The sequence below is a fragment of the Herbaspirillum sp. GW821-FHT09A12 genome (assembly GCF_059418325.1).
This window is the reverse complement of sequence record NZ_JBWKPR010000004.1, coordinates 212,676-239,266: the sequence shown is the minus strand read 5'-3', so window position 1 is coordinate 239,266 and position 26,591 is coordinate 212,676. Positions and strand designations below refer to the sequence as shown.

23 protein-coding genes are annotated in these 26,591 nt (G+C 55.4%); 17 read left to right on the top strand and 6 right to left on the bottom strand.

The genetic code is table 11. The features are described from left to right. Nucleotides 1-108 precede the first annotated feature (108 nt). On the top strand, nt 109-660 hold the full coding sequence (locus AC07N6_RS13290; RefSeq protein ID WP_494781510.1) for an NADPH-dependent FMN reductase: 552 nt from the start codon (nt 109-111) through the stop codon (nt 658-660). A gap of 114 nt (nt 661-774) precedes the next feature. Here AC07N6_RS13290 and AC07N6_RS13285 read toward each other — a convergent pair whose 3' ends face one another. Then, entirely contained in the window at nt 775-1,983 is a 1,209-nt protein-coding gene (locus AC07N6_RS13285; protein ID WP_494781511.1) for a GGDEF domain-containing protein, read from the bottom strand. Between the two features lie 193 nt (nt 1,984-2,176). Continuing rightward, nucleotides 2,177-2,950, bottom strand: coding sequence for an SDR family oxidoreductase (locus AC07N6_RS13280; protein WP_494781512.1), 774 nt, complete (start codon nt 2,948-2,950; stop codon nt 2,177-2,179). Nucleotides 2,951-3,060: 110 nt separating this feature from the next. Here AC07N6_RS13280 and AC07N6_RS13275 point away from each other — a divergent pair, with 110 nt between their 5' ends. From AC07N6_RS13275 to AC07N6_RS13245, 7 genes are all read left to right on the top strand, one after another. After that, nucleotides 3,061-3,954, top strand: a complete 894-nt coding sequence (locus tag AC07N6_RS13275) for a LysR family transcriptional regulator (protein ID WP_494781513.1) — start codon at nt 3,061-3,063, stop codon at nt 3,952-3,954. 171 nt (nt 3,955-4,125) lie between these two features. Then, nucleotides 4,126-4,365 (top strand): hypothetical protein, encoded by a 240-nt coding sequence (locus AC07N6_RS13270; RefSeq protein ID WP_494781514.1) that lies wholly within the window; start codon nt 4,126-4,128, stop codon nt 4,363-4,365. Nucleotides 4,366-4,811: 446 nt separating this feature from the next. Then, complete coding sequence (locus tag AC07N6_RS13265; RefSeq protein WP_494781515.1) at nt 4,812-5,591, top strand: SDR family NAD(P)-dependent oxidoreductase; 780 nt, start codon at nt 4,812-4,814, stop codon at nt 5,589-5,591. A gap of 352 nt (nt 5,592-5,943) precedes the next feature. Beyond that, a complete protein-coding gene (locus AC07N6_RS13260) occupies nt 5,944-6,189 on the top strand; it encodes a hypothetical protein (RefSeq protein WP_494781516.1) in 246 nt (81 codons plus the stop codon). 27 nt (nt 6,190-6,216) lie between these two features. After that, on the top strand, nt 6,217-7,665 hold the full coding sequence (locus tag AC07N6_RS13255; protein ID WP_494781517.1) for an FAD-dependent oxidoreductase: 1,449 nt from the start codon (nt 6,217-6,219) through the stop codon (nt 7,663-7,665). A 10-nt stretch (nt 7,666-7,675) separates the two neighbouring features. Then, nucleotides 7,676-9,430, top strand: coding sequence for an FAD-dependent oxidoreductase (locus tag AC07N6_RS13250; protein WP_494781518.1), 1,755 nt, complete (start codon nt 7,676-7,678; stop codon nt 9,428-9,430). A gap of 139 nt (nt 9,431-9,569) precedes the next feature. Further along, nucleotides 9,570-11,108: an FAD-dependent oxidoreductase gene (locus tag AC07N6_RS13245; protein WP_494781519.1), complete on the top strand. Its 1,539-nt coding sequence runs from the start codon at nt 9,570-9,572 to the stop codon at nt 11,106-11,108. A gap of 55 nt (nt 11,109-11,163) precedes the next feature. Here the strand turns inward: AC07N6_RS13245 and AC07N6_RS13240 are convergent, their stop codons facing one another. Next, entirely contained in the window at nt 11,164-11,901 is a 738-nt protein-coding gene (locus AC07N6_RS13240; protein ID WP_494781520.1) for an SDR family NAD(P)-dependent oxidoreductase, read from the bottom strand. Between the two features lie 138 nt (nt 11,902-12,039). On the opposite strand from AC07N6_RS13240, the gene AC07N6_RS13235 reads away from it, so the two are divergent. Both AC07N6_RS13235 and AC07N6_RS13230 read left to right on the top strand, forming a co-directional pair. Then, nucleotides 12,040-12,972: a LysR family transcriptional regulator gene (locus tag AC07N6_RS13235; protein WP_494781723.1), complete on the top strand. Its 933-nt coding sequence runs from the start codon at nt 12,040-12,042 to the stop codon at nt 12,970-12,972. A 57-nt stretch (nt 12,973-13,029) separates the two neighbouring features. Beyond that, nucleotides 13,030-13,923 (top strand): LysR family transcriptional regulator, encoded by an 894-nt coding sequence (locus tag AC07N6_RS13230; RefSeq protein WP_494781521.1) that lies wholly within the window; start codon nt 13,030-13,032, stop codon nt 13,921-13,923. A gap of 36 nt (nt 13,924-13,959) precedes the next feature. Here AC07N6_RS13230 and AC07N6_RS13225 read toward each other — a convergent pair whose 3' ends face one another. Continuing rightward, nucleotides 13,960-15,312: an MFS transporter gene (locus AC07N6_RS13225; protein WP_494781522.1), complete on the bottom strand. Its 1,353-nt coding sequence runs from the start codon at nt 15,310-15,312 to the stop codon at nt 13,960-13,962. Nucleotides 15,313-15,602: 290 nt separating this feature from the next. Between AC07N6_RS13225 and gtdA the strand changes: the two genes are divergently transcribed. Genes gtdA through AC07N6_RS13205 form a run of 4 tightly spaced genes read left to right on the top strand, consistent with a single transcriptional unit; the run spans nt 15,603 to nt 19,371 of the window. Beyond that, nucleotides 15,603-16,664 carry a gentisate 1,2-dioxygenase gene (gene gtdA / locus AC07N6_RS13220; RefSeq protein ID WP_494781523.1) on the top strand — a complete coding sequence of 354 codons (1,062 nt, stop codon included), beginning with the start codon at nt 15,603-15,605 and terminating at the stop codon, nt 16,662-16,664. A gap of 36 nt (nt 16,665-16,700) precedes the next feature. Next, nucleotides 16,701-17,408, top strand: a complete 708-nt coding sequence (locus tag AC07N6_RS13215; protein ID WP_494781524.1) for a fumarylacetoacetate hydrolase family protein — start codon at nt 16,701-16,703, stop codon at nt 17,406-17,408. 29 nt (nt 17,409-17,437) lie between these two features. Further along, complete coding sequence (gene maiA, locus AC07N6_RS13210; RefSeq protein WP_494781724.1) at nt 17,438-18,097, top strand: maleylacetoacetate isomerase; 660 nt, start codon at nt 17,438-17,440, stop codon at nt 18,095-18,097. 35 nt (nt 18,098-18,132) lie between these two features. After that, entirely contained in the window at nt 18,133-19,371 is a 1,239-nt protein-coding gene (locus AC07N6_RS13205) for a 3-hydroxybenzoate 6-monooxygenase (protein WP_494781525.1), read from the top strand. 457 nt (nt 19,372-19,828) lie between these two features. On the opposite strand, the gene glmS is transcribed toward AC07N6_RS13205, so the two are convergent. Further along, entirely contained in the window at nt 19,829-21,646 is a 1,818-nt protein-coding gene (glmS, locus tag AC07N6_RS13200) for a glutamine--fructose-6-phosphate transaminase (isomerizing) (protein ID WP_494781526.1), read from the bottom strand. 194 nt (nt 21,647-21,840) lie between these two features. Here glmS and AC07N6_RS13195 point away from each other — a divergent pair, with 194 nt between their 5' ends. After that, the gene (locus AC07N6_RS13195) at nt 21,841-22,320 is read left to right on the top strand and encodes an Lrp/AsnC family transcriptional regulator (RefSeq protein WP_494781527.1); all 480 of its coding nucleotides are present in this window, start codon (nt 21,841-21,843) and stop codon (nt 22,318-22,320) included. A 95-nt stretch (nt 22,321-22,415) separates the two neighbouring features. Here AC07N6_RS13195 and glmU read toward each other — a convergent pair whose 3' ends face one another. Further along, nucleotides 22,416-23,774 carry a bifunctional UDP-N-acetylglucosamine diphosphorylase/glucosamine-1-phosphate N-acetyltransferase GlmU gene (gene glmU / locus AC07N6_RS13190; protein ID WP_494781528.1) on the bottom strand — a complete coding sequence of 453 codons (1,359 nt, stop codon included), beginning with the start codon at nt 23,772-23,774 and terminating at the stop codon, nt 22,416-22,418. Between the two features lie 294 nt (nt 23,775-24,068). On the opposite strand from glmU, the gene AC07N6_RS13185 reads away from it, so the two are divergent. Together AC07N6_RS13185 and AC07N6_RS13180 are read left to right on the top strand one after the other, a co-directional pair. Next, a complete protein-coding gene (locus AC07N6_RS13185) occupies nt 24,069-25,115 on the top strand; it encodes a glycosyltransferase family 4 protein (protein WP_494781530.1) in 1,047 nt (348 codons plus the stop codon). Nucleotides 25,116-25,208: 93 nt separating this feature from the next. Beyond that, nucleotides 25,209-26,546 (top strand): glycosyltransferase, encoded by a 1,338-nt coding sequence (locus AC07N6_RS13180; protein WP_494781531.1) that lies wholly within the window; start codon nt 25,209-25,211, stop codon nt 26,544-26,546. Nucleotides 26,547-26,591: the final 45 nt, after the last annotated feature.

Here is a 26,591-nt window from a genome sequence, read left to right as displayed (position 1 = left end):
AAACGTAAGCCCAACTCAACACTCTGCCACCGTCCACTCATGGCGATAACGGACGTCGGGGACGATATCGGGAATAATGCCCATGATTCCAATGAACAATCATGCCACATGAACATCCTCGCCATATCCGGGAGCGCACGTCGCGCTTCCACCAACACGGCTTTGTTGAAGGCGATACAGGCCGTGGCGCCGGCAGGCATGTCACTGACGGTTTTCGACCAGGCAGGTTCGTTGCCCGTGTTCTCGCCGGACAATGAGGAGGAGCGGACGCCCGCGGTAGTACGCACATTGCTTGCGCAAGTGGCCCAGGCGGATGGCGTGATCATCTCCAGTCCGGAGTATGTGCGGGCTATTCCCGGCGGGATGAAGAATGTGATCGATTGGATGGTGTCGCGTGACGAGATCATCGGCAAGCCCATCGCCCTGGTACATGCCTCTCATCGCGGCGATGACATGCTGTCGTCGCTGAGGCTGGTATTGTCGACCGTCAGTACGCATTTCCTTGAGCAGCATTTTCTTCGCCTCGCCCTCGTGGGAAAGTCGCCGGAAGAAGTCGCCGCATTGGCCACACAACCCGGATTCACGGCCCAAGTGACCGGGTTCTTGCAAGGTTTTGCACAAGCGATTGAACAAGGAACGACAAGGGAGGCAAGGGAGTAAGTATACCGGCGCGGGTTGGCCTGGCGTTGGACTACCAGCGCAGCGAGCGTGAAAGCGCAGAAGCAGATGCGGCTGCCTTCGCCCGGCATGGTCGTCCGGAGTGCATTGGTCGCATTACGCGGCAACGACCATGATTTGTGGCAGGGAATTTTCCGTCGGGATCACGGCGGCTTCAATCCGGTTGCGTCCATTCGCTTTGGCTCGATAGAGGGCGGCATCCGTACGGGCGATCAGCTCGGAAATCGATGTATCCACGGGCTGCCATTCTGCGATGCCGATACTGATCGTAAAGTCGGGCAGAGCAGGATCATCGGTCTGGACAGCCTCAACTAACATGCGCTGTGCGGCCGAGAGTGCATTCGCGAAAGCAGTGGCGGGCATCACAATGAAGAATTCCTCGCCGCCATAGCGCGCCAGCATGTCATGGGGACGGATCAGTGACTCCATGCGCCGGCATAGCTGAACCAGAACCTGATCTCCGACCGGATGTCCATATCGGTCATTGATCTGCTTGAAATGATCCACGTCCAGCATGACGACGCTGAAGGTATAGTTCCCCCGCATGCCTTGCGCCCATTCACGCTCGAGGCATTTCACCAGCGCCTGGCGATTGAAGATGCCAGTCAACGGATCCCGCAGCGCCTGCTTTTCAATCACCTCGCGGACATAATCCGAGGCTAGCGTAGCAAATCCGATCACCAGCATGAGGTCGCAGATGGTAAAGCTGCCGGTGTAAAGAACCTGGACAAGGTCTTGTGTGAGCAGGCCGCGAGCCCCCTGTGGAAAGAGGGCGGCATGCAGCATCCTTAAAAAGAACACCAATGACAAGGTTGCGAGCCAGGCTCCCGTCAGCGTGGGGCCGAGTCCTTTGTCAGTGATGTCGGCTTGGGGACGGCGCAACAGGGCCTGCGCGTGATAAAGATTGATGAAGGCGGCGAGTCCGGCAACGATGACCACTCTGGCACGGAAACTCTCTTCGCCATAGACGAACCAGGTGACCGCTATGGTGGCCAGCCCCCACATGGCGAGCCAGTATCGCCAGCGTATTTTGTTGCCAAAATGTCGTTGCGTTCCGGCAAACCAAACAATGAATGCCAGCAACAGTGCGCTGTTGCCTACGGTGACAGAAATCAAGGGGGTGATCCAGTCGCGCAATCCGATCAGCAGCAACGCAACGCAGACCAGCCATGCGCCAGCTACCCAGGTCCACAAGCCAGGAACAGGCAGCGGCGTGGCGCGCGCGTGCATTGTCAAGACGAAGGCCATTAATCCGCAGGTGATTCCCCCGATCAGAACAGTAGTACGTGGATCCAGCAGGTACATGCGCTAGTCCCCCTGCATCTGGAGTGCAGTCTCTTCATCCGTTCGCATTGCAGGCTCCCAATCTGTTTGATGTTCCCGACAACCCTGTGAACAAGTGTAATGCACGGACGGGCGTTGCATGACCCGGAAGAGTGACGCGTGGCCGGTCTGCAACACCCATTCCGGATGGAAATGCCATGAAAGCGAAAATGATTTACTTGGTGGTGTATCCACCGTTGATCAGGATGGTTTGTCCGGTGATCCACCAGCCGTCACTGACCAAATGGCGGATGAACGGCACGACGTCTTCGATATCGGTCAGGCCGGTCTTGCTGAACGGCGAGAGGGCTGCGGCCGTCTTGTGGTACGCCACCGCGTCGGTGCCTTCCGCCGGATAAAAAAACGGCGTATCCATGGGGCCCGGTCCGACCGCCGTCACTGAAATTCCGCGCGCCCCGAATTCCTTGGCCGCTGCCCGCGTGAAATGTTCCACCGGCGCCTTGGTGCCGGCGTAAGCCGCATAGAAGGGCGTAAAGGCGCCGAGCAACGACGTCACCAGCGTGCAGATCTTGCCGTTGTCGTTGACGTGCTTGCCGGCTTCCTTCAGGAAGAAGAAGGCTGACTTGCTATTGACCGCTGTCATTTCGTCGTATTCAGCTTCGCTGATGTCGACCAATGGTTTCTTGAGCACCTTGCCGACCGTGTTGATGGCAATGTCCGGCCGGCCTACGGCGGCGATCACATCAGCGAACAGTTTTTCGACGGCGGCGGCGGAAGTCAGATCGCCTTGTAGCATCAGTGCTTTGGCGCCGGCTTTCTCGATAGCGGCGGCAGTCGCTTTGGCATCGGCGGCGCTGCTGGCGCTGTTGTAGTGGATGGCGACAGCTTTGGCGCCTTGGGCCGCCAGATCACGGGCGATCAGGCCGCCAAGGTTCTTGGCGCCGCCGGCAATGAGGACGATTTTCTCTTGAATGCTGTGCGTGGACATGAGGAGCTCTCTTGTGATGGTAGGAGTGCCCCACTATAAAAGCGGAACCCGCGCCAATAAAGAGCGCATTTCTGTATAGACTAGCCAGAAATCATTACCAATGAGGCTTTATGGACCGGATCGACCAGCTCGGTATTTTCATCCGTGTGGCGCATGGCGGTGGTTTCACCGCAGCCGCCGAGCAGCTCGGCCTGCCACGACCGACTGTTTCTCTGGCGATCCAGCAATTGGAGGCGCGGCTGGGAACACGCCTGTTCAATCGGACGACCCGTCGTGTGAGCTTGACGCGGGACGGTGAGGCGTTGCTGGAGCGCGCCCTCGTCCTGGTGGCCGACAGCGAGGCCTTGGAGCAGCAGTTCAAGCCGCAAGCCAGTGCGTTATCCGGGCGCATCAAGGTAGAAATGCCCAGCCGCATCGCGCGCCGCATTGTGGCTCGCGCATTGCCGACATTCCTGGATCGCTATCCCGACATCGCCATTGAACTGGGGTCAAGCGATCGCTCCATTGATCTGGTCCGTGAGGGTATCGATTGCGCATTGCGTGTCGGTCATGTGGGTTCCGATAGTCTGGTGGTGCATCCCTTGGGCCGATTTCGGATGGCAAACTGCGCCAGCCCTGCCTATCTGGCTCGCTATGGCATGCCGCAAAGTCCAGGCGACCTGCCGCACCATCGCATGGTGCGCTACGGTGGCGGACGGGTCCCCCTTTGGGAATGGCTGGAGGGAGATCAGCTGCGAACGGTAGCGATGGCCGCGCAAGTGTCTGTCAATAATGTCGAGACATACATCGCGTGCGGGTTGGCGGGAATGGGGCTCATCCAGATCCCGGCGTATGACGTGCGCGAGCATTTGCAGGAGGGAGAGCTGGTCGAGGTGTTGGAGGGTTGGGCGGCGCCATCAATGTCGGTGCAGATGGTGTATCCGCATCGGCGTAACTTGTCGGCGCGGGTGAAGACGTTTAGCCGGTGGCTGGAGGAGATCCTGGCGCCCAGTCTGAGCCAATGACGCCCGGCCTTTTCGGGAGTCCGATCAGCTTGATGCGACACACACTTGTCAGTCCGCGTCGCAGATGAAGTTGTATGGATCTTGTCTGCTAGCCCTGTCACCAATTGCTTGGTTAGAATTCACAAACGGATGTTTGTGACAGTATCAAGTAACAACCTGGGAATGCTCAACATGGTGGATTGGACCCCTATAGTCTTCGTGACGTTCAAGGCTCTCGTGCTCGGCACGGGCATGTTCTTCGCCATCAAGTGGCATTACGATCAAGGCAAGAAGGGAACGGAAAGGGAAGGGCGCGCGGTGCTGCGCGCGGGCGGCAAGGTGGCCGCAGTCTTCGTGCTGTCGCTCCTGGTCCTGGGGCTCGCCACCTTTGTCTTTAGCAAGATGCTTGGTTTGGACTTGAGCTTTCCATGATGGCAAAAAATAGTCGATCGGTATCCAGTGAGGCAGCAGCAATTCCCCAATGCGGCTATTGGGCGGCATCGGCAGGCGGGGCAGCGCTTGCTTCGGCGAATAACATCGGCATCGCTGCGAGACGATTAATCGAAAAGTCGTCGATCCGCTAACTCATCAGCCGTCATACAGCATGGCCAAAAATGGGACGCCCCAGGATGAAAAATGTCTGGGAAACTGGGGAAGTGCTGGCCGAATTTATGCAGCCCAATACCAACTTGGTGATATCTGTCGCGAGTTGCAGGGATACTCCAGAACATATACCTCATGTGATTTTTTCATTTCGCGATCAGTTCTGAATCCTTGATACTTGAGCGAAAAAGTATTCCATGACGTACTGCTGCAAATTGCAGTCGACGTCTGGACGGTTCATTATTTTTCGCTATTCTGAAAGTCGAGGTTGTTCAATGGGTCGCTTTGAGGGAAAGGTTGTAATCATTACCGGTGCCGGCGGCGGCCAGGGTGAAGAAGAAGCGCGTCTATTCTCTAGCGAAGGAGCCACGGTCGCTGTTTGCGATATTGCCTTCGATAAAGCTAAGCTGGTGGCGGAAAGTATCGTTGCGGGCGGAGGCAACGCACGGGTATTTGATCTGAATGTGGCTAGCGAAGCATCTTGGACGCAAGCGGTTCAGCAGATTGTCGAGTGGGCAGGACGCATCGATGTACTCGTCAACAATGCCGGCATCATTCTACGTACTGGTGTTATCGAAACGAGCGCGGACGCATGGAAGCGGCTTATCGACATCAATTTGACGGGTGCCTTTTTGGGAACGAAGGCGGTTGTGCCTTTTATGAAAGCCTCTGGCGGCGGCGCTATCGTCAACATATCTTCCATCGCAGGCCTTTCCGGCTATTACGATGCCGCCTACACTGCTAGTAAGTGGGGAATTCGCGGTCTGACCAAGACGTCAGCTCTCGAATTTGCAGAAGATGGCATCAGGGTAAATGCGGTATGCCCCGGGGTAATCGTGACCCCACTCAATGAAAATTCCTCGCACTTGGAGCCATTCCGAAAGATGACTCCGATGAAGCGTTTGGGCAAGCAATCCGAGGCAGCCAAGCTTGTACTATTTTTGGCATCCGATGATTCAAGCTATATCACTGGCGAAGAGATTGCTCTTGACGGAGGGCTATCTGCGGGCGCCGCTGTACATCGCGTAATTGAGGAGTCCAAAGGGATCGCGTAGCGCATATTCCCGATTGAAATATTTTGACGGAGCTAGCCTCCGTTTTTTTCATCTTGAAAGAATGGGCGCTCTGTCGAAGAGACCAAAAACACCACGATAAGGTATGTATAAATAGGTATGGATTAGACGATTTATTCATTGGTAATGGAATGTCACGACTTCTATACTTTTTTCAAAGAGCGGCGCTATGACTGCAAAATAACAGTCTTGGAGACAAGCCTGGCAGAAGAGACCTCCACATTCCAATTGATGCAATTGATCCCCAAAGGATAACGACCATCGATTGTCACAACGCAGCGAATGGCTAATGTCACAGCCGCTCTTAAATTCATATCAATGAGCGGAGCTTCGCGTGAATCAACCTAATTTCAAAACCCCTTCCTATCCGGTCGTCCAATTTCTGGTCGCCAATGGCAATGCTCTCGCAGTGCTTCTGGCGTTGGCGTTACTGGGCGGCTTGGGCTACTTTGCCTTTGCAACATCCACCAACTGGCTTTATGGCGTCGCATTGATCAGCGCTGTGATTCTGCTGGTTCTGCTTTTGAGCTACGTGGAAGTTCTCAAAATCATCGCCGACACGTTACTTCCTAAGTATTAATGACGTCTAGTTGTCGCAGGAGGTGTGATGCACAAAATTTCTGAAATTGATGTTCTGGTGATTGGTGCCGGCCTTGCCGGTCTTACCGTGGCCAACAAGGTGGCGGAAGAAGGCCTTACTGTGCGTGTTCTCGAGAAAAGTACGGATATTGCTTATCTCTGCAATAGTCGCTACACCGGGGGGCTCTTCCATATCGCAATGGATGATATGACAGGCGATACCTCCTGGGTACGGTCCAATCTGATGCGGGTCACACGCAATACCGCTAACCCGGAACTGGCGGATGCGCTTACTCAAAATGCGCGCCGGACACTTTCATGGCTCGTCAGGCAAGGTGTAAGGCTAATCAAGGCAGGGCCAGACGGATTGCGCCGCAATGCACTAGCTCCACCAGGAATGCGCAAAACGGGGTTGAACTGGCACGGCAGATCCGGTGACGTCATGCTCCGTACGCTGGGGCAGCGACTGGAAGAGCGTGGTGGTCAACTGCAACGCGGCCAAACTGCCCAGCGTCTTGTGACGGAGCACGGCAGGTGTGTGGGTGTTGAAGTTAGATCCGCAGATCAAGGCCTCAGTGAAGTTCGGGCAAAAGCAGTGGTCATTGCAGATGGAGGCTTCCAAGGCAACCACGAGCTGCTGCGACGATTTATTACCAAGCAACCAGAGAAGCTGCTTCAACGAAATGCCCAATCGGGTCAAGGTGCCGGGTTATTGATGGCTGAGGTGGTTGGCGCCAAGATCGTCGGAGCGGATCGCTTCTACGGACACGTCCATGACCGCGAGGCTATGACCAATCCCGGTCTGTGGCCATATCCCGTCGTTGACTCTCTGACTACTGCTGGCATGGTGGTCGATGGGAACGCTCAAAGGTTTTGCGACGAAGGCCTTGGCGGGGTCTACATTGCAAACGCAATTGCAGGGCTGGATGACCCGTTAAGCGCCGCGGTTGTGTTTGATGACGCGACGTGGAATGGTCCAGGACGCGATTGGATCTTGCCCGCGAATCCAAACTTAGTGAATGCAGGTGGGAATCTCATCACGGCGACAACCCTGGCGGATCTCGCCAGGAAAATCGGCGTGAATGAAGTGGCTCTCCAACGTTCCGTAGACGCCTACAACAAAACCTGTATCAACGGAGCTGTTGATGTTCAGCCACCTCGCACCATGTCGGTATATAAGGCCTGGCCGATTCAGCAAGGGCCTTTTCATGCGTTGAGACTGTGTGCGGGTATCACATACACGATGGGTGGCATAGCGACCGATGCCCGAGGACGAGTTCTGAATGAGCAGGACATGCCGATTCCAGGGCTTTATGCCGCAGGTGCGTGCACGGGAGGTCTGGAGGGGCAAGGGGGCGCCGCCGGGTACTCCGGCGGACTCTCGAAATCAAGTGTATTTGGCTTGTTGACTGGGGAAGAGATTGTCCGCGCATTAAATGGCACGGCGCCCAAAGAGCGCCGGCTCGCGACAGCTTAGGAGACCAAAAATGAACAGAGATATCAAGTGGGACAGGGAAGTCGACCTGCTCGTACTCGGCGCGGGTGCCGCAGGGATGACCACGGCTCTGGTCGCCGCACTAGAAGGGGTCAACACACTGGTGGTTGAAAAATCTGCCCAGGTCGGCGGTACCGCTTCTACTTCCGCTGGATCCATCTGGATTCCTGGGAATCGCCAGAGTCTTGCCGCTGGATACAATGATTCTGCAGCCAAGGCGGCTGTCTACATGGAGAAGTTGAGCGGACGTGTGGATAGTTCTGGCCTGCAGGATGTTTTTCTCAAAACCGGGCCAACAGTCGTTGACTATTTGCGGGAGAAGTCTGATGTGCGGTTCATTCCATGTGGGAAACATCCAGACTACCGAGATTTAGAAGGGGCTGCGATCTCCGGTCGAGCGCTCGTCCCAGAGATATTTGACGGGCGCTTACTAGGAGCCGACTTCGAACGCGTTCGTCCGCCGATTCCCGAATTCATGGTTTTGGGGGGGATGATGGCCGGCAAAGATGATATCCCCCGGTTGCTCGGCAGATTCAAAAGTATCAGCAACTTTGTCTATGCGGGAAAGTTATTCCTTCGCTATCTAACAGACCGCCTCCGATATACCCGTGGTGCGCGGATTGTGATGGGAAACGCCCTCGTAGGAAGGTTGTTCTATAGTCTCAAGAAGAATCGCGTACCCATCCTATTCGAATCGCAGGTCATTGAACTGATTGTTGAAGGCGGCGCGGTTGTTGGCGCTGTTGTCAAAACACCTTCAGGAATCGAGCGTGTGAATGCAAGAAAAGGTGTGGTCATTGCTACGGGCGGTTATGGACACAATAAGGAGTTGAGAAGCCGATTCATGCCTGAACCGGCGCCTGCTCGATCCGTGGCCAGCGAATTCAATACCGGCGATGGCATCTCACTAGGCTTGAAGTATGGCGGAACCGTAAATCCCGCGGAGCATGGCGATGGAGCCTTCTGGACTCCAGTGTCGGTCACTCGTCGCAGCGGCAACAAGACTGGAGTTTATCCACACCTGTCGCTTGATCGCGCAAAGCCAGGACTGATCGCACTTGATCGGCATGGCCATCGTTTCGTGAATGAAGCGGCGTCATATCATGATTTCGTACAGGGAATGTATGCGGCCAAGACGACTGAGGCCTACCTGATTTGCGAAGCGGATTTCATCAGAAAATACGGATTGGGTGCGATTCATCCGAGCACCACCAACCTTTCGGGCTTTATCCGTGATGGCTACGTAATCCTGGCTCCAACTATCGACCAGCTGGCTGAGAAACTCAAGCTGGACCCACGTATTGTTCGGAAGACCGTCGATCGTTACAACCAGCTTGCCCGGAGTGGAAAAGATACCGACTTCGGCAAGGGCGACACAGAGTTGAACCGCTTTAACGGCGACGCAAGCGTGAAGCCCAATGCGTGCCTGGCAGAAATTAAGGCTGGCCCCTTTGTCGCTATGAAAGTGTATCCAGCAGAGATAGCTACCAGCACTGGCTTACGTACAAACGGTGATGGCCAAGTTCTCGATGAAAGCGATGACATCGTGCATGGTCTATATGCCTGTGGCAATGATATGGCGTCAGTGATGTTCGGCACCTATCCAGGTCCTGGCACAACCTTAGGGCCGGCACTATCGTTCGGCTATCGGGTCGCGATGCATGCTGCCGGGAAATCGGATCTGGACAAGATCCGTTCTCCATCAAAAGCTCCGCAAGCAACGCGGTATCAAACGGTCATATCCTGATTGTCGGGCGTGGGTATGCCGCCCGCGCCCGCGTCATCTCTCGAGCTAAATCAATCGGCGCTGGTCCACAGATCTTTATGCAGATTTGGCGGAGCGGTACGCTTTGATGCGGCTCTAAACCTTAATACGGAGCTGAATAGTGCATAAGGATGTTGGTTCGAATGTTCGCAGGGTCTTCGCGGACGTAGTCATTATGGGCGGTGGCGGATCCGGTCTTGCCGCAGCGTGCGTTGCCGCTGTAACCGGAGCAAAAACGATTGTCCTGGAGAAAAATCCCCATTTAGGGGGTACGACCAGGCTTTCGATCGGGTCGATCACGTCATCGGGCACCGTATTCCAGAAGCGTAAAGGTATAAACGATACGCCAGATGCACACTATGCCGATATGTCGCTCTTTTTGCCGCCAGAGCTTGAACCAAAAGAGAATTATGATCTTCGGCGAGTCTTGGTCGATCATATTCCCGAGACCTTCAAATGGCTGACCAGCATTGGACTTAGCTTCTACGGCCCCATGCCTGAGCCGCCGCACAAAATGCCTCGGATGCACAACGTATTGCCCAATTCCCGAGCCTATCCTTACTACCTTTCCAAGGAGTGTTCCAGGCTCGGAGTAGAAATCCGGCTTGAGACTCGTGCTCAATCACTGTTGATTGAAAACGGCTCTGTGACTGGAATCTTGGCGACAGACGCCTCAGGTCCGGTCGAATATATCGCAAAGGGTGGCGTTATTTTGGCAAGTGGTGACTTCAGTGCCAGCGCAATCCTGAAACAAGAGAACTTGCCGCATGTCGCGCATGTTGATGCAATCAACCCAGCAAGCACGGGTGACGGACACGTTATTGCCGCACAGGTAGGGGCTTGGATACGAAATCCTGAAGTAATGTGGGGCCCGAGCATGCGATTCAAGGCGCCGGAAAAGGACACTCTACTGCGGCGTCTCCCGCCGTATCGAGTCATCACTGCCCCAATGCAGTTCGCGCTTTCTCATCTACCGTTGTCATTGTTCAGGCCTTTCATCACGAAGTTCATGACGGCATCGCTTGCACCGGAGCCAACGCTATTACGTGCTGGAGCAATCCTGGTGAATCACGAAGGGAATCGTTTCTCGGACGAACTAGACAAGCCAGAGTTAAAAGTGGCGAGTCAAAGCAACAAAGAGGCGTACATTATTTTCGATGATCGAGTGGCGAAAATGTTTGAACAATGGCCAAACTTTGTCTCAACAGCGCCGGGGATCTCGTACGCATACCTTGATGACTACCGGAGAACCCGTAAAGACCTTTATCACAAGGAAAACAGCATCGAACAACTGGCCAAAAGCATCGGAACGTCAGAGAAAAACCTTGTGGCGACCGTCAAGGCCTATAACAATGCGTTGGGTTCTCCAACCGGGCCGCGCAAGCCATTGATCGATGGGCCGTTTTATGCGCTGGGGCCTGTGCAAAGCTGGATCGTTTTCACGGAAGGAGGCCTTGCAGTAAGCTGCGAGCACGAAGTGTTGAACAGAGATAACAAGGTGGTGCCAGGTCTTTATGCGGTTGGCTCTGCTGGTCAGGGAGGCGTTATTTTAGCCGGCCATGGTCATCATATCGGCTGGGCGATGGTTTCTGGTCGTCGCGCGGGAGGCTTCGCAGCAAAGCGTGCATCAAGCGCACGAAGTCTTTCTTCTAAGGGCTGATCGCCTCAGCCGAGGCAAAGATGGTCACCATCTTATGGCGTGACCATCTCCGCACTTATACGCCTCGCCCACCGGAAAGATCGTAGACCGCTCCGGTAGAAAACGAGCACTCATCCGAGCAAAGCCAGGTTATGAGTGCAGCCGCTTCAGCCAAAGTGCCAGGGCGTCCCAAGGGAATCTTTGATAATGCAGCCTCGTAGTACTCCTTTGTAAGCTGTCCAAGAAGTTCTGTAGCTATCAGCGCCGGCGCGACTGCGTTGACGAGAACGCCTGAGCCGGCGAGGTCTTTTGCCATGGATTTCGTCAGTCCCACCACACCGGCTTTCGATGTCGCATACACGGAAAGATTTTTGGGTCCTTCGTTGGCTACGACCGAAGCGATATTCACTATACGTCCCCAACCATTGGCCGCCAGGTGTGGGCACGCTGCACGTGAAACTAAAAATACAGAGGTCAGGTCGGTGCGAATTGTTTTCTCCCATTGCTCAGGCGTCGCCGTCCAGAAGGGGCCATTGGGGCCAATCATGCCTGCACCATTGATGAGGATGTCAAGACGATCGAATCTCTTGATTGCCGCGGCCAATTCTGATTCGATAGTAGCGTTATCAGTGACATCGACCCGTTGCGTCAGAACGTTGGCGCCATGGCGCGTACGACATTGCTCCAGTTGCTCTTCGTTGATATCCCATACGATAACTTGAGCTCCCTCGTCGACCAGACGGTCAACGACAGATCTTCCTATTCCGGCTGCCCCGCCGGTTACCAATGCTATTTTTTTTGCAAACCGCTGCATGTCGTAGTCCTCGTCAAATTAGTCCAAATAAAAATTTTGTTCTGCCCCAATTATGTAGAACTACCAATGCCAATAACACTGAATAAATGGCATGATCTATACCAAATAAGCTATGCCAATAAAGAGGGAGACTTGATGATGGATTGGACTGATCGACTTCGACTCCGCAATCTGCAGATGTTATTGAGTTTGGCGAGGACGGGGAATATGAGTCATTCGGCAGACGAACTGCACTCGACCCAACCTGGGCTCTCAAAATGGCTCAAAGAGCTTGAGGATGACGTCGGCTTGCCACTATTTGAACGCAAAGCGCGTGGCGTTCGGCCGACAATGTATGGCGAGGCGTTGATCGCTCATGCCCGGAGGATCGTCGCGCATTTGGATAAGGCAAGAGACGATATGGCAGTGATGAGGGCGGGAGGAGCCGGTATCGTCATGATGGGAATAGCAGGAGCATCCTCTGTCGATACCGTGGTCCCATTGGCTGTACTAAAAGTTCTCGACAGCATGCCGACAGTGCACGTGCAAATCGAAGAGAACGCCGTCGAGACGTTAAGGGACAAGTTAATTTCAGGGCAGCTCGACATCATTGTCGGCCGTTCGGGAATTGACTTCCAAGATGAAGGAATTTTTTCAGAGGTGCTGTACGTCGAGCCGATCCACATCGTGGCAAGAATTGATCACCCCATTTTCAAAGTAAGAAATCCGAGTTGGGATCAAATCTCCAATTACGGATGGGCCTTATGGGCCAAGGGGACGCCTGTTCGAACAGCATTTGACATGGCTATCACTGAAGCTGGAAACAGCTTACCTGCGAATTTCGTTGAATCCAACTCAGCGACGCTAAACACATCATTGCTCACTTCCAGCAACCTGATCGGGGTTGCTTCACACCGTCCGGCCCTGCGTCTCCATCGGATGAAAATTCTGGGAATCGTGAAGTATCCGTTGTCGGTTGTCGGGTCCGTAACAATGTATTGGCGCGAAGATGCTGCGCAGCGTAGCGCGGTGAAGACGGCGATGTCCGCACTACGAAGGGCGGTAGTCGGAACCGACAAGAATGGAAAGTAGGCAGCGGCATCAGTAACACCGTACCGTCCATCGCATCGATCTCAGCGGAGCTGAAATATGAACGATATCGATATTAAATTGCTTGGAGTGTTCGCAGAGACGTATCGCACAAATAGCGTCTCGCAAGCGGCGGAGAATCTAGGGCTTTCGCAACCGACTATTTCTTTTAACTTGTCAAAGCTGCGCGAGCACTATAAGGATCAGCTGTTGGTCAGAACATCGCGAGGAATGCAGGCAACGCCCTTTGCAGATACGCTGTATGAACGCGTTGTGGAATTGCAGAGCGAATTTGGAAAGATCGTTCATTTGCAGACTAATTTCGATCCGGCGCAGTCCCGAACGTTCCACCTCGCAATGACTGATATCAGTCAGATAGTCTTGCTGCCAAAAATACTGAATAGGCTACGTGTAGTGGCGCCGAAGGTGCAGTTACGCGTGAGCCATATCGTTGCTGAAACACCGAAAATGCTGGAGAACGGGGAAACGGAGCTGGCTGTCGGCTTCATGCCGCAGTTGGATGCAGGTTTTTATCAACAAAAACTGTTCCAGCAGAAATATGTGGTTTTGTCTTCCAGGTCGCCTCCGGACGAAGGAAAATCTTTGTCCCTGGATGAGTATATTTCTATGGGACATATTCGCGTAACGCCCGCCGGTACTGGCCACTCAATAATAGATAAAACTCTCCGAGAGCTGCAGCTGACACGCAATGTTGTTCTAGAGATTCCGAATTATCTGGGCGTGATGGACATCGTTGCCAATACCGATCTTTTGGCGACGGTGCCGCAGAAGCTGGCTGATGCAGCAGGGGCGTCGAGCGGCGCGTTGCAGTTTGCCCTTCCATTTTCTATACCGGCCTATGATGTTAAGCAGCACTGGCATAGTCGTAATCACAATGATCCTGGACATCGGTGGTTGCGATCGCTCCTGACGGATCTATTCCTTGACGGATAAAAATGCGCCGACGGTTGTGTCGGCGCATACTAGGCGTCATTCGGTGACAACCGAAGTAGATCGAACCGGGCGTGTCTCATGTTTCGTCGCTCGAACCCGCTGGAGCCCGAATAAGCAGAGTGCCGCTATTACTGCGGGGATGGTGAGCGTCAAAATAATTCCGCGTAGCTCCATGCCGATGCCCAGCATCGCTCCACCCAGCATAGAGCCCAAAACAGATCCGACACGTCCAGCAGCATTAGACCAGGCTACGCCGGTCGCTCGACTATTGGTCGAATAGTATGCTGCGGCAAGCGCATATCCGCCGATCTGGCCGCCACTGACGAAAAATCCGATGCCGAACACACCAAATGCGATGAGCCATTTGGAATCACCCGCGAAGGCGCACAGTACGATCAGAGCCGTAGCAGCAAGATAGGACCATCCGAGAACTCTTTGCGGATCAAATTTGTCCATTTGGCGCCCCAGCCAGATGGCGCCGATGGTTGCCCCGATTTGGAACATCATTGTGATAAGGGATGCTTCCTTCAATGAAACCCCTGCATTTGCCAATAGAACCGGCATCCAGTTGGTCAGCAGATACACGATGACGAGGCTCATGAAGAACGTAGCCCACAGCAGCATTGTTCCTGCGAAAACACCCGGCGAGAAGATTTCACGCACCGATGAATGAGTCGCCTTTTCCTCCGCTCGTAGCGCTGGAACTTGTCGGCTGATCTTTGATGCAATCTTTACTGCGCGGTCATAGGTATCCGATCCTCCTTTGACCAGGAGAAATCGAATTGACTCAGGAAGAAACAAGATCAGAAGTGGCACCAGCGCGAGCGGCAATACACCGCCGACGATGAGCACGCCATGCCAGCCGATGACATTGACCAGCTGCGCACTCATTAGCCCCCCTAAAGCCGCACCAATGGTGAAGCCACAGAACATCAGCGTCACTAGCCCGGATCGCTTTGCGCTCGGGCAGTATTCGGACGTGAGCGTGATTGCGTTTGGCATGGCGCCGCCGAGACCCAAACCTGTGACGAAACGCATCACTACAAGGATCTGAAACGTAGGTGAGAATGCAGAAGCCAGACTGGCCCCGCCAAAGACAAGTACGGACAAAATCAGCACCTTCTTGCGGCCAATCTTATCCGCCATTGGCCCGAAGCAAAGTGCTCCGATCATGAGGCCTGCCAGGCCTGCTCCGAAGAGTGGCGCCAAAGCTGCTGCGGTTAGATCCCAGTGCGCTCTAATGGAGGGGCCGATAAAGCCGACGCAGGAAGTGTCCAAGCCGTCGATCGCGACGATGAAAAAACACAAGAGCAAAACCCGCTTCTGAAATCCGGAAACAGGTTGAGTGTCGATGAATTCGCCCACGCTCAGGGCGGCTGATGAACGCATGAATGTCTCCTAGGTTGTTAAGACGGTGAGGCCGCCTTTCTTGTCATTGTTTGAATGATACGAAGCCTAGAAAAGTAGTCCATACGGGCCATTCAATAGATATATTTTAAAAAGTAAATAGTGCTAGTCGCCTTGATAAATGCGCCCTCCCAGGCAGGGTCTGAGTGATATTGGTCAGCTAGATAATAATCATTGGAATGGCTTTATAGACCTACGGCAATTCGTCTCAATACACTCAGGGCACCCTACTCGATCTGATCCACCAGAATCGTGCATAACCGGAGACTGCAATGAGTGTGAACGAAAACAAGTCCGAAATCCGTCGTGAGTTTAATGATGCGATTGCCAAGCTCAATCTTTCACCTTTGTGGGAATCACTCCACAATCTCGTGCCAAAGCACCCGAAATCCCCTTGCGTTCCAGCACAGTGGCGCTATCGAGACGTCAAGCCACACTTGATGCAGGCTGGCGAACTGATTACAGCTGAAGAAGCAGTTCGCCGCGTTCTTGTCTTCGAAAATCCTGGGCTTCCGAATCAGTCTTCGATCACACATAGTCTGTATGCCGGCTTGCAGCTTATTCTGCCCGGCGAAGTTGCACCTTCGCATAGGCACGTCCAGTCTGCCCTGCGGTTTATCGTCGATGGCAAAGGCGCCTATACGACTGTGAATGGCGAGCGTACAACCATGTATCCGGGAGATTTCATCATTACCCCCTCCTGGACTTGGCATGATCATGGCAATGAGGGTATTGAGGGGGTATCTGAACCTGTGATTTGGCTCGACGGTTTGGATATTCCGATTTTGCGCTTCTTTGACGCCGGCTTTGCTGAGAACGACGATCAAGCTTCTCAATTGGTCAGCCGCCCAGAAGGCACCAGCTACGCGGAATTCGGCTACAACATGGCGCCGGTGAAGAACGTCGGTGCGCACGCATCGTCCCCCATCTTCAATTATCCGTACGATCGTAGTAGAGAGGCGCTCAGCGTGCTGTCCAAGACTCAGCCCTTGGATGAGTGGCAGGGATACAAGCTCCGCTACATCAATCCTCTAACAGGTGGCGCACCGATGCCCACCATGGCTCCTTGTCTACAACTGTTGCCGCCAGGTTTCCGCGGGAAACCTCATCGCTCCACTGATGGAACCGTGTATTCAGTAGTGGAAGGTACTGGGGTCGCTTACATCGGTGATGAGGAATTCCGGTTCGAACCAAAAGACACGTTCGTGGTGCCTTCGTGGAATGCCATTCGTCTGCATGCCGACACCGGAGCAGAGGTCGTTCTCTTTAGCTTTTCTGATCGCCCCGTACAGCAGGCGGCGTCGATTTTCCGCGAAGAATTCCTGGCAGCTTAACCGTATATATATTTACATCACCAGAAAGTTGAATTTATGAGTCTCATTTTTCCGCCAATGCCAATCGTCACTATTCCTGTGGAGGGTAGTGAAGCCCAGTTCCCTGTCCGTCGAGTCTATTGCGTTGGACGGAACTATGCCGCACATGCCCGTGAAATGGGCTTTGACCCGGATAGAGAGCCGCCATTCTTCTTCTGCAAGCCAAACGATCCGCAGTCCATCATCCCGGTGCCATCCGGCCAGGTGGGAAGCATTCCTTACCCACCGCGTACTGAGAATTACCACTACGAAATCGAATTGGTGGTGGCCATTGGAAAACGTGGTTTGTCGATCGCTGTTGAGGACGCAGCGTCGTATATCTATGGATACGCGGTGGGATTGGACATGACTCGCCGCGATCTGCAGATGAAAATGCGTGAACAGGGCAGGCCATGGGAAATCGGCAAGGCATTCGATTTTTCGGGACCCATTGGGCCCATTCGAACTATTGCTGAGACGGGGCAACTCAAAGACGCCGCGATCGAACTGCTGGTCGATGGTGAAGTTCGTCAATCCAGCAACGTTTCGCACCTTATCTGGTCGGTTGAAGAAACGATTGCCAATTTGTCGACGCTTTTCACCTTGGAACCAGGCGATCTGATCTTCACGGGGACACCCGAAGGCGTCGGTGCTGTCACGAAGGGGCAGACGATGGTTGGAAAGATCTCTGGATTCCCTGATCTTGAGGTAAAGGTGGCCTCATGAGTAACGAATCTAGTTCGACGAGCCCGATACTGACGCTCTATAACTATTTCCGCAGTTCAGCGTCGTATCGCGTCCGCATTGCGCTGGAGGTGAAGGGCCTTTCCTACGAATATGTGCCCATTCACCTGACGCGTGATGGTGGCCAGCAATTTGCGGACAGTTACTCAGCACTCAATCCAGAGAAGCTAGTCCCCATTCTGGTTGATTCTGGACATCATCCAATTTCGCAGTCGTTGGCCATTCTCGAATACCTTGATGAAGTCCATCCAGAACCTCCATTGCTTCCTGAATCTGCTGCAGATCGCGCCTATGTGAGGTCCTTGGCCTATTTCATTGCCTGCGATATTCACCCTATCAACAACTTGCGTGTCCTTTCGTATCTTAAAGGCCCTCTGGGGGTTACTGAAGAGCAGAAAAGTGCCTGGTATCGCCACTGGATTGACGTTGGGTTTACCGCCTTGGAAGCGAAGCTGAAACTTGAAGCGGAAGCTGGCGGCCGTGCCGGCAAATTCTGTTTCGGCGAAACCCCGACGCTTGCTGACGTTTGCCTCGTCCCACAGGTCTTCAACGCCAGGCGAATGAAGGTGCCCCTCGACAGTTATCCGACAATCGTTCGTATTGCCGATGCCGCGGCTGCGATCGATGCGTTTGGTCGAGCTGCACCTGAGCGACAGATCGATAGCGAATGATTGGGCCATGAATCAATGCATGAAGGAGACAAAAAATGAGTGCGACTACTAATTCAGCCGATGTCATTATCATCGGAGCCGGTATCGGCGGCTTAGCTGCCACCCTGGCACTTGCCAAACTCGGGTTGAGCGTTGAGGTTCTGGAACAAAGCCCTTCGATTGGCGAAATTGGTGCGGGGCTACAATTGGGACCCAATGCCTTCGCGGCACTGGATGCCTTAGGTGTGGGGCAAGCCGTTCGCGATAGCGCCGTCTTCACGGAGCGCCTGTTGCTGATGGATGCAGTAGATTGCCATGAAGTGGCGAATTTGCCGGTTCAAGCTGACTTTCGCGGCCGATTTAACAATCCCTACGCGGTGATTCACCGTGCAGATCTGCATACGGCCTTGTACGATGCGGCCTGTGCCCATCCTGGTGTGCGAGTTCACATTGATTCCCGAGTCGAGAGCATTGTCTACGACGAGCGTTCTGCTACGGTGCAAACCGTGAAGGGCGACTCGTACGTAGGGCGAGCGCTAATTGGTTGCGATGGCGTGAAATCCGTCGTACGCCAAGCGATTGTTGGCGACAATGTGCGAGTCTCAGGCCATGTGGTTTACCGGGCTGTCGTACCTGTGGAGCGCATGCCCGCCGATCTTCAAATCAATGCTCCAGTTGTATGGGCGGGGCCAAACTGCCATCTGGTTCACTATCCATTGCGCAGCGGCCGGGAATACAATCTCGTGGTTACGTTCCATAGCCGTAATCAAGAGGAATGGGGAGTCACCGACGGTAGCGAGGAAGAAGTTCTGTCTTACTTCACGGGCATTCATGAGCGCCCTCGCCAATTATTGAGTTTGCCAACTTCGTGGCGCCGGTGGAGTACTGCAGATCGAAATCCAGTAGAGAACTGGAGTGATGGATGTGCCACTCTACTGGGAGACGCGGCTCATCCGATGATGCAGTATCTTGCGCAAGGCGCTTGTATGGCCTTGGAAGATGCAGTGACGCTGGGTAAAGCATTTCAAGCCTGCAAAATGAACATCGTTGAAGCATTGAAGGTATATGAGCGTGCACGCGTGGCCAGAGCCGCTCGTGTTGTTCTATCGGTGCGCGAAATGGGGCGAATTTATCACGCTGCCGGAATCGAACGGCTGGTGCGAAATGAACTCTGGAAAAAATACTCCTCTGAACGCTTTTATGACGCGTTGGACTGGCTGTATTCCTGGAGCCCAGAGCACTGTCTAGACGAGGCGTCCTTATCGAAAGCAGAGGTAGTCCGGCAGGCGGCTTGATTTCTGGTCGGACGATGGGCATAACCGTCAGTCCTGCTGGCCTCCCGGAAGCAGCCATTTGCGACCCTGAAATACGACACACACTAAACAGCCCGCATTTTCGCCGGGCTGTTTTAGATTGACCGGACTATTCGTTCAAAGGCCGTTTTTCTGGCTCAGACTACGAGAATTTGACCGAGCTGTGGCGCGGTGACGAGAGGATGAGTGTTATTGACAGCCATCTTGGGAATATCCGATATCGAGATAAATCCAGTTTATCCGGATTTCAGATAAAGCAAAGATATCTGAATATCAGATAAACCTGTCCTGGCTAAAGAAGAGATGCCAAATAACGGAGTCCCTCAATCCTGGATGACATGGAGGTCTCGGAAGGCTTTTGATGATCCGCTCATTTGCAAAAGGTGAAAGTAGGTTATTTATTTACCCAATACAATAAGTCAAGGCCACGTGGAACCCACTATTCCACCGTCACCGATTTAGCCAGATTACGCGGCTTGTCCACATCGGTGCCGCGCGCCAGCGCCGTGTGATAAGCCAGCAACTGCAACGGCACCACGTGCAGGATCGGCGACAACACCCCATAGTGCTCCGGCATGCGGATCACATGCAGACCTTCGCTTGAGTTGATGTGCGAATCGCTGTCGGCGAACACGTAGAGCTGGCCGCCGCGGGCGCGCACTTCCTGCATGTTCGATTTCAGCTTTTCCACCAGCGCGTCGTTGGGGGCGATGGTGACTACCGGCATCTGGTCGGTCACCAGCGCCAGCGGGCCGTGCTTGAGCTCGCCGGCGGCGTAGGCTTCGGCGTGGATGTAGGTGATTTCCTTGAGCTTCAAGGCGCCTTCCAGCGCGATCGGGTAGTGCAGGCCGCGGCCGAGGAACAGGGCGTTTTCGCGGCGGGCGAAGGTTTCGGCCCAGGCGACGATGCTGGGTTCCAGCGCCAGTACGCTTTGCAGCGCGGCGGGAAGGTGGCGCATGGCCTTGAGGTGGGCTTCTTCCTGCTCTTGCGTCAGCAGGCCGCGGGTTTGCGCCAGTGCAAGCGTGAGCAGCAGCAGGGCCACCAGTTGCGTGGTGAAGGCCTTGGTCGAGGCGACGCCGACTTCGACGCCGGCGCGCGTGATATAGGCCAGTTCGCATTCGCGCACCATGGCGCTGGTGGCGACGTTGCAAATGGTCAGCGTGTGCGGCATGCCGAGGCTGCGCGCATGCTTGAGCGCGGCCAGGGTGTCGGCGGTTTCGCCGCTTTGCGAAATGGTGACGACCAGCGATTTCGGATTGGGCACGCTGTCGCGGTAGCGGTATTCGCTGGCGATCTCGACGTTGACCGGGATCCTGGCGATCGATTCCAGCCAGTATTTGGCGGTGAGGCCGGCGTAGTAGCTGGTGCCGCAGGCCAGGATCAGGACCGAGTCGACTTCCTTGAAGATCTTGTAGGCCTTGTCGCCGAACAGTTCGGGCATGATGCCGGCCACGCCTTCGAGCGTGTCGGCGATGGCGCGCGGTTGCTCGAAGATTTCCTTTTGCATGTAGTGCTGGTAGGGGCCGAGTTCGACGGCGCTGCTGAAGGCTTGCACCGTGCGCACTTCGCGTTCGGCCGGGCGGCCGGCGGCGTCGACGATCCAGACTTTCTGCAATTGCAGGTCGACCACGTCGCCTTCTTCCAGGTAGATGATCTGGTCGGTGGTGCCGGCCAGCGCCATGGCGTCGGAGGCGACGAAGTTCTGGCCTTCGCCCAGGCCGACGATCAGCGGCGATCCCTGGCGGGCGGCAACCACGCGGTGCGGTTCGTCGGATGAGAAGACGGCGATGGCATAGGCGCCGGTCAGGCGGCGCACGGCCTGTTGCACGGTGGCGAACAGGTCGCCGTCGTACATGTGGTCGATCAGGTGGGCGATGACTTCGGTGTCGGTCTGGCTTTCGAACACGTAGCCGGCGGCTTGCAGCTCGGCGCGCAGTTCGTCGTGGTTTTCGATGATGCCGTTGTGGACTAGCGCGATGCGATCGCGCGAGAAGTGCGGATGGGCGTTGTGCGTGGCGGGGGCGCCGTGGGTGGCCCAGCGCGTGTGGGCGATGCCGGTGAAACCGGCCAGGCCGCTCTGGTCGATCTGCTTTTGCAGTTCGGCTACGCGTGAAGTGCTGCGCGAGCGCTGCAGCTTGCCGTTCACGTACAGCGCGACGCCGCAGGAGTCGTAGCCGCGGTATTCAAGGCGCTTTAAGCCCTCAAGCAGGATGGGAGTGACGTTTTGTTGCGCAACCGCGCCGACGATACCGCACATGGTGAACCTCGCTGGTAGAAATGTGAGGCCATATTAGGCGAGTGGGTGTGAAATAAGATTTCTAAAAATATTTAAATATGAATTATTATTGCTTTTGAAATTCATCGTGAAATTAAATGAAATATATATTAATTATATGAAATTTAATTTCTCATTAAATTGATTGAACAACATGATTGCAAGCTGAGTCACGGATGAAACTTGAACTCGACGATCTGGACCGCCGTATCTTGAAGGCGCTGCAAACCGATGCCAGCCAGACCAACCATCAGTTGGCGGCGTCGGTGCACGCGTCGCCGCCGACTTGCCTGCGCCGGGTCAGGCGACTGACCGAGGCGGGGGTGATCGCGCGCCAGGTGGCCTTGCTGGATACGGACAAACTGGCATCGACCTTGACTGCCATCGTTGAAATCACGCTGGATCGGCAGGGGGATGAGGAGCAGCAATCGTTCGAGTCGCTGGTGGCCGATGAGCCGGCGGTGCAGCAGTGCTATCGGGTGTCGCCCGGCCCGGATTTCGTGCTGGTGGTGCTGGTGGCCGACATGCCGGCCTATCATGCGCTGGCGCATCGCTTGTTCGCTTCGCAAAAGAACGTGCGCAACGTGCGCAGCTATTTCTCTGTGTTGCGCAGCAAATTCGAGACGGCGGTGCCGATCGATGTGCAGAAGGAATAGGCAGGAGTGGGATCGATATAAAAAGGACCGGCCCGTGTGCTGTGCAGTTCACGGAGCCGGTCCTTTTTATTTTGCGGCGCTGTTTGCCGGGATGATTATTTCTTGATTTTCACCGGACGCTGCCAGCCCGGCAGCGAGAGCTGCTTGGCGCGTGACAGCGTGAGCTGGCCGGCCGGGGCATCCTTGGTCAGCGTGGTGCCGGCACCCAGTGTGGCGCCCTTGCCGACGCGCACCGGCGCCACCAGTTGCGAATCGCTGCCGATGAAGGCGTCGTCTTCGATGACGGTGCGGAATTTGTTGGCGCCGTCGTAATTGCAGGTGATCACGCCGGCGCCGATGTTGACGCCGCTGCCGACATCCGCATCGCCCACGTAGGCCAGGTGGTTGGCCTTGCTGCCGATGCCGACGATGCTGTTCTTGACCTCGACGAAGTTGCCCACGTGGACATCCTGCGCCAGTTCGGTGCCGGGGCGCAGGCGCGCATACGGGCCGACCTGGGCGCCGGCGCCGACTGTCGCGCCTTCGATATGGGAGAAGGGTTTGATGTTGGCGCCGGCGCCGATGCTGGCGTTCTTGATGACGCAATTGGCGCCGATGGCCGCGCCTTCGGCGATGCTGACACGGCCTTCGAACACGCAGTTGACGTCGATGGCGACATCCCGGCCGCAGATGAGCTCGCCGCGGACATCGATGCGCGCCGGGTCGGCCAGCGTCGCCCCTTGCTCCAGCAACTGGTGGGCGATATTGCGCTGGTGCACGCGTTCCAGCTCGGCCAGTTGCGCCTTGCTGTTGACGCCCAGCGTTTCGGCCACATGGTCGGGTTGGGCCGAGACCACGTCGACGCCATCGGCCACCGCCAGGGCGATGATGTCAGTCAAATAATATTCACCCTGTGCGTTCTTGTTGGACAGCGCGGCCAGCCACTTGCGCAGCCTGCCGGTGGGCGCGGCGATGATGCCGGTATTGATCTCGCGGATGGCGCGCTGGGCTTCGCTGGCATCCTTTTGCTCGACGATGCTGGTGATCTTGCCGTTCTCGCGCACGATGCGGCCGTAACCGGTCGGGTCGTCCAGGGTAATGGTCAGTACGCCCAGCTTGTCGTTGCCGGCCGCGTCCAGCAGGCGCTGCAGCGAAGCGGACGTGGTCAGCGGCACGTCGCCGTAGAGGATCAGGGTCGGCGCATCGTCTTCGATGTGCGGCAGAGCTTGCATCACCGCGTGGCCGGTGCCCAATTGCGGTTCTTGTTTGGCGAACGACAGGCCGGCATCCGCGAACGCCTTGGGCACCGCATCGCCGCCGTGGCCGTAAACCACGCACAGCCGCTGGGGCGAGAGCGCGCGGGCGGTGTCGATGACGTGGCCCAGGAGCGGCTTTCCGGCGAGCGGGTGCAAGACCTTGGGCAGCGCTGATTGCATGCGTTTGCCCATGCCGGCGGCGAGGATGACGATGTTCATGTAAGAGCGTGTAGCGAGCGAAACGAAAGCCGAAAGTCTAGCATGCAGACGGGTATTGGCCCCGGCCTTGTCCAAATGCAAAGTTGAAGGTCATTTCCGCATGTACTCGGCCCTTTGCGTGGCTGGGCGGCAATTATGATGACAATCTGCACGGAGTGCGCCTGACACATCGGGAAGCAAGCAGGAAGCATGCTGCGGGTTGCAGCGCGGCATCATTCCGGCGGACGGGCTGCAATGGCGCCAAGATAACGATAACGGATCCCGGCACGGCCGGGATATCCATGGAAGCAGTGAATGAAGATCTTATTGTTGAACGACGAGTTTTATACCACCGGCGCGAGCATCGCAATGTTGCGCCTGGCAGAACGGCTTGTGCAAAACCATGAGGTGTACGTCTTGCCGCGTATCGACGGCCCGGGCGATGTGCGCAAGAAGTTCGAAGCGTTAGGCATTCCCATCGTCAAGAACCTCGATAGCGCCGATGTGATCGTCTCCAACTGCATCTTGTCGGGGGCGGCGGTGGCCGATCTGGCATCGAAATGCCCGGTGGTCTGGTGGATCCATGAGGCCGAAATCGGGCGCGATCTGCTTATACATTACCCGCAAATGGCGCCCGGTTTCAAGAAGGCATCGCATATCGTCTTCCAGACCGAATTCCAGCGCATCGTTTATGGCAGCTTCTTGTTTGACAGCCCGGCTGCCGTGCATGTATTGCCGTTCTGGAACGACGCCATCTACAAGCAGGAAGATCTCGCGCCCAAGCCTAAAGACAAGAAGCGCATCGTCTGCATCGGCACCATCGAACCGCGTAAGCGCATGGAAGACACCATCATGGCGGTCAACGCCATGGATGAGGACTTGCGCAACAGTGTCGAAGTGCTCTTCATCGGCAAGTATCTGCAAATGAGCGACGGCGCCAAACGCCTGGTCGACGCGCTGCCTGAGCGCTATCGACTGATGGGCGAGCTGCCCAATGAGGAAACCCTGCGCTACCTGGCGTCGGCCGATGCTTACGTGCTGGCCAGCAATTCCGAGTCGCAGCCGCTGACGATCTGGGAGGCTTTCGAGCTGGAGGTGCCGGTCTGCCTGTCTGACCTGGAAACCTATCGGCACATCGGCCTGCGCAACGGCGTCAATGCGCTGATGCACCCGGTGGGCAATATTGAAATGCTGTCTTCCAACTTGCGCATCCTGCTGACCAGCGACGATGTGCGCCGCAGCGTCTCCCGCGCCGGCAAGAGCCTGTTGCTCAATCACCTTGCCAGCGACTGGGCTGATGAGTTTGAGCGCATTATCTATCGGGCGCAGACGCAGGCGGAGATCAAGAAGCTGGGGTATTGAGTGAGATACCTGTGCGGTTCGCCGCGCCGGCGTTTCCCGGGCGAGATTTTGTAATGAATTTTTTAATATGATCACCATGGAAAAGTGACAGGAATGCATCCCATCTATCTTCATCTCGGCTGTGGCGACAAACGTTTCGATGGCTTCGTCAATATTGACCGCGACGCGCCGGGCGCGGACATGCATTTGGATCTGACCCGGCAGCTGCCTTGGGAGAGGGGGAGTGTATCGGGCATCTACAGCGAGCACTTTTTCGAACACGTCGGGGCGAATCAGGGGGTACGCTTGCTGCATGAGTGCCATCGCGTGCTCAAGCCCGGCGGCATCGTGCGTTTTGCGATGCCGGATCTGGAGTACATGATCGGCGACTACGTGAATAATCGCGTTCACCCAGACTGGGCTCGTTTCGGCATGCCATGGACGGCAAGTCGTTGCCAGAGGCTTAACATCGCCATGCGTTGGTGGGGGAACGAGTGGATCTACGACGAAGAAGAGCTGGCCCGCATCGGAAAACTGGTTGGCCTGGAGGTGGTCGGACGCTGTGAATATGGCGTCAGTTCCGACCCGATGATGAGCAATCGTGAATATAGTGAGTCGTCCCAACTGATCGTTGAGTTTCGCAAGCCGCAACGACAGATTCAGGAAGGCGCCGAGCCTTTGGTCAGCATCGTCATGCCGTCGTACAAGGCCATCTATTTCAGGCAGGCATTAGAAAGCGCGATTGCGCAGACATATCGCAATATCGAGATCCTTGTTACGGATGATTGCCCCACCGATGCCATCGAAGCCATTGTGCGTGAGTATCGGGAGAAGGATGGGCGTATCCGTTATATGCGCAACCCCAAGGCAGGAACCGACATCGGTCGTTCCAATCATTGCCTGTGCCTGGAGCAGGCCAAGGGCGAATTCGTCAAATTCCTCAACGATGACGACTTGTTGGCGCCGCATTGCGTCGCAAGGATGGTCAAGGCCTTCGCCAGCAATCCCGATATCACCCTGGCGACCTCCAAGCGCCAACGCATCGATCGACATGGTAATTTTCTTCCCGATATCGCAGCTACGCAGTTGCCGGTGCAGGCGGATTCTGTCATCGATGGCTTGTCGCTCGGCACGGCGTTGCTTTCGACGCAGATCAACTTCGTCGGCGAGCCGAGTACGGTTATGTTCCGGAAATCCGAGCTTGCCGAGGTCAAGCCGGATTTCATGTCCGTCGACAACCAGGAGATCTCCTGGGCATCCGACGTCGCGATCTATATCAACCTTGCGCTGAAAGGGAGTACTGTCTATCTCACTGAGCCATTGAGTTTCTTCCGAATCCACGAGCAGCAGGGGCAGGTAGTGTCGGCCGTCGCGGCGCAGGAAGAGTCGACGCGATGCTGGAATATCTTGCGCGACTTTTGGTCGCGTAACGAATTCAATCGCGGGATATGACGTATCTCGCGAATCAAGTTTGTCTTTTGAGTCTGGTGGATTTGA